General features: G+C 64.8%; 3 protein-coding genes. 1 reads left to right on the top strand and 2 read right to left on the bottom strand.

The features are described 5' to 3' along the window. Window positions 1–1058, top strand: a 1058-nt coding sequence (locus ENZ75_RS24385) for an AMP-binding protein (protein ID WP_128278370.1), incomplete at its 5' end; no start/stop codon positions are given. A 27-nt stretch (window positions 1059–1085) separates the two neighbouring features. On the opposite strand, the gene ENZ75_RS24390 is transcribed toward ENZ75_RS24385, so the two are convergent. Both ENZ75_RS24390 and ENZ75_RS24395 read right to left on the bottom strand, forming a co-directional pair. Continuing rightward, window positions 1086–3125 carry an ABC transporter ATP-binding protein/permease gene (locus ENZ75_RS24390; RefSeq protein WP_063169680.1) on the bottom strand — a complete coding sequence of 680 codons (2040 nt, stop codon included), beginning with the start codon at window positions 3123–3125 and terminating at the stop codon, window positions 1086–1088. A gap of 51 nt (window positions 3126–3176) precedes the next feature. Continuing rightward, the coding region (locus tag ENZ75_RS24395) for an amidohydrolase family protein (protein ID WP_164887972.1) at window positions 3177–3879 on the bottom strand (703 nt) is incomplete at its 5' end.

The raw sequence follows: 3879 nt of genomic DNA on the forward strand, positions 1-3879 counted from the left end.
GGCCGGATGACCTCGCGGCAATCCTCTACACGTCGGGAACCACCGGTCGTTCGAAAGGCGCCATGCTCAGCCACGAGAACCTTGCTTCGAACGCGCGCGTGCTGGTCGAGCACTGGCGTTTCACCGGAGACGACGTGCTGATCCACGCATTGCCGATCTTCCACACGCACGGCCTGTTCGTCGCCACCAACGTCGTCCTGATGGCCGGCGCCTCGATGCTGTTCGAGCAGAAGTTCGATCCGGCCCGCATCGTCTCGCTGCTGCCGCGTGCCACGGCCTTGATGGGGGTGCCGACCTTCTACGTGCGCCTGCTGCAGGATGAGGGGCTGGACCATGAGGCGGCGAAAAACATCCGTGTGTTCATTTCCGGGTCGGCTCCGCTGCTGGCCGAGACGCACAAGGCCTGGCGCGAGCGCACCGGCCACGCGATCCTCGAACGCTACGGCATGACCGAGACCAACATGAACACCTCGAACCCCTATGAGGGCGAGCGGCGCGCCGGGACCGTCGGTTTGCCCTTGCCCGGCGTCACGCTTCGCATCGCCGATCCAGACAGTGGCGCAGCGCTTGCGCAGGGCGAGGTCGGCATGATCGAGGTGAAGGGCCCAAACGTCTTCGGCGGCTATTGGCGCATGCCGGAGAAGACCAAGGCGGAATTCCGCGCCGGCGGTTTTTTCATCACCGGCGATCTCGGCACGATCGACGCCGACGGTTACGTCCACATCGTCGGCCGCGGCAAGGACCTGATCATATCGGGCGGCTACAATATCTATCCGAAGGAACTCGAAAGCGAGATCGATGCGCTCGACGGGGTTAGCGAAAGCGCCGTCATCGGCGTTGCCCATCCGGATTTCGGCGAAGGCGTCACCGCCATCGTCGTGCGGGCGCCGTCTTCGCGGATCACCGGCGCCGAAATTCTCGGTGCCATCGCCGGACGGGTGGCGAAATACAAGCATCCGAAGCGGGTGATCTTCGTCGATGAACTGCCGCGCAACACCATGGGCAAGGTACAGAAGAACCTGCTGCGCGACACCTACAAGGACATATACGCATCATAGTTGCGCGGTGCCCGGGGCAGCGGCGCCTTACTCCTTGCGCGCCCTTTCGACCCGACTGCCGGAGCCCCACAAGGCGCGCTTCAGCAGGTTGCGCTTGCGCGGCACGAGGTTGATGTCGCTGACAAGCTTGGCGCCGCCCTCCCGCCGTTCGAGGGTGATCTTGCGGCTGTGGAAGGCTTCCAGCTCGGCACGGTGCGCCACGCTGATGATGGTGACATCGGGCAATTCGCGGATCACCGTCGCCATCATGGCGTCCTGGCTCTTCTCGTCGAGCGCCGAGGTTGCTTCATCCAGCACGACGATATCGGGGCGGTGCAGCAGCAGGCGCGCGAAAGCGAGACGCTGCTTTTCGCCGCCCGACAGCGTCTGGTCCCATGGCGCTTCTTCCTTGATCCTTTCGGCAAGATAGGCCAAGCCGACCTTGTCCAGGGCGGCCTTGATCTGTTTGATCGTCCACTTGTCCGCGGCCGCGGGATAGGCGACCGCGCGGCGAAGCGTGCCCGAGGGGATGTAGGGGCGTTGCGGCAGCATGAACAGTCGCCTGTCGGCATGAAAATTGACGCTGCCGCCGCCCCATGGCCACAGGCCGGCAACGGCCCGCACCAGCGTCGACTTGCCCGAGCCGGATTCGCCAGCCACCAGCACACGCTCGCCCGGTTCGATCGCAACCTCGGTTTCCTTGACCACGGAGGTGCCGTCGTCGAGCGTGACGGAGAGATCGTCGAGGCTGAGCATCGCACCGTCTTCGGTTTCGCCGTGCTGGATGCGTCCGAGCGCGTCGCTCTGCTCCGCACGCTCGAGCCCGTCGAGCGACATCATCAGCGAGGCGATGCGTCGCGCCGAGGCGTTCCAGTCGGCAAGACGCGGGTAGTTGTCGACCAGCCATCCGAACGCGCCCTGCACGATGGCGAAGGCGGAGGCAGCCTGCATCACCTGTCCGAGCGACATCGAGCCTTCGAGGAATTTCGGCGCGCAAAGCAGGACCGGCACGACCGGCGCAAACAGGCTCGACCCCTGCGACACCAGCGCCGTGCGCATGTGCTGGCCCGTCAGCAGCGCCCATTGCCTGAGCACATGACCGAAATTCCTGTCGATGCCGCTGCGCTCCTCCTCCTCGCCGCCGAGCAATGCGATGCTCTCGCCGTTTTCGCGTACCCGCGTCAGCGTGTAGCGGAATTCGGCTTCCGCCTGGTTCTTCTGCTCGGAGAGGCGGACGAAATGCCGGCCGATGACCACCATCGACGTGGAGGTGATGGCGGCATAGATGACTGCGGTGATGACGAGGAAGCCGGGAATGGTCAGGTTTTCGCCACCGATCGGCAAAGTGAGCGCGCCGCCGATCGTCCACAGCACCACGATGAAGGTCGAGGCCGACAGGAACGCATTGAGGACGCCGGAGATGAAATCGACCGGTGACTCGGTGGCGATCCGCAGATCCTCCGTGAGGCGGGCTTCGGGGTTCGAGTGGTCGCCGGCGACGAGATTCAACTGGTAGTAGCGGCCATTGGCAAGCCAGCGTGCGATGACGGCGGTGGTCAGCCAGGAACGCCAGCGGCGCTGGATCGTCATGCGCAGATAGACCTGCGCGACCACAAGGCCCGCGCTTCCAGCGACGAGCGGCAGGAATATGGCGCTAAGCACATAAACGGTGTGGACGTTGCGTTGCTCGATGGCGTCGAAGAAGGAGCGGTTCCAGACGTTGATCCCGTATTGAAAGCCGACATTGACGCAGATCAGGATCAACAGCCCGATCGTGAGCGGCCAGGCAAGCCCATCGCCCCGCCTGGCCCAGTAGCCGCGCCCGCTGATCCAGAAACGCCGCAGCAGGTATTTCCGGCGCGCCTGCTCGGCTTCTTCGGGCGTCAGTTGCGGATCCGGCTCGACAGCCTCCGGTGGCGGTCCCGGCTGGCCGTCGACCTCGGGGGCAGCTTCGGCAGTCGGCGGTTTTTTTTCGCGCAGATCCTCTTGGCGCGGCCTGTGGTCACGCGGCGCTTGCTGTCGCGGCTTCAAGGCACCGCGCGGTTTGATGCCGTCGGCCTGTTTCAATTTGGGTTTCGCCTCGGACATACGCTCCGACAACGACCTCAAAATCAAAAGGTTTCACGACGACAGCCGATATCAATGCGCAGTGCCGTAGCCGGCTCCAAAAACCTTTTCGCCGCCGATCCAGACGCCCTTCGGGTCGAGATCGTCCGACAGCGCGACAATATCCGCAGCCGTGCCGTTGGCGAATCGGCCAAGCCGGTGCGACTGGCCGATTGCTTGCGCCGGATAGAGCGAAGCCATGCGCAAGGCCTCGGAAAGCTCGACCCCGATGACGCGGTGGGTGAAACGAATGGCCGAGATCATGTCGAGATCGGCGCCCGCCAGCGTTCCGTCGCCGAGCCGCAGGCTGCCATGCCTGCGATAGACGGTACGGCCGTTGAGCGTGAACGACGTCATGTCGGTGCCGATTGTCGCCATGGCGTCGGTGACCAGAACGATCCTGGCCGGCCCCTGCTTGGCGCGCAGTGCGATCTTGATGGTGGCCGGATCGACATGGATGCCGTCGGCGATGAGACCGGCCGACAAGGCGCCGATGTCGATGGCGGCGCCCGCCAGGCCAGGCTCGCGATTGCCGATCTGGCTCATCGCATTGAACAGGTGGGTAACCATCGAGGCGCCCGCCGCGGCAAAGGCGCTGGCGGTGGCGTAGCCGGTGTCGGAATGGCCAAGGCTGACGATGACGCCGGCCTTAGTCAGCGCCGCGACGCGAGCCGGCTCGACGGATTCGGGCGCGATGGTGGTCAGCAGCACCGGCAGCTTTTGCCGCGCCGCGATC

This window comes from Mesorhizobium sp. M7A.F.Ca.CA.002.04.1.1 (genome assembly GCF_004022805.1).
GTDB lineage: Bacteria > Pseudomonadota > Alphaproteobacteria > Rhizobiales > Rhizobiaceae > Mesorhizobium > Mesorhizobium ciceri.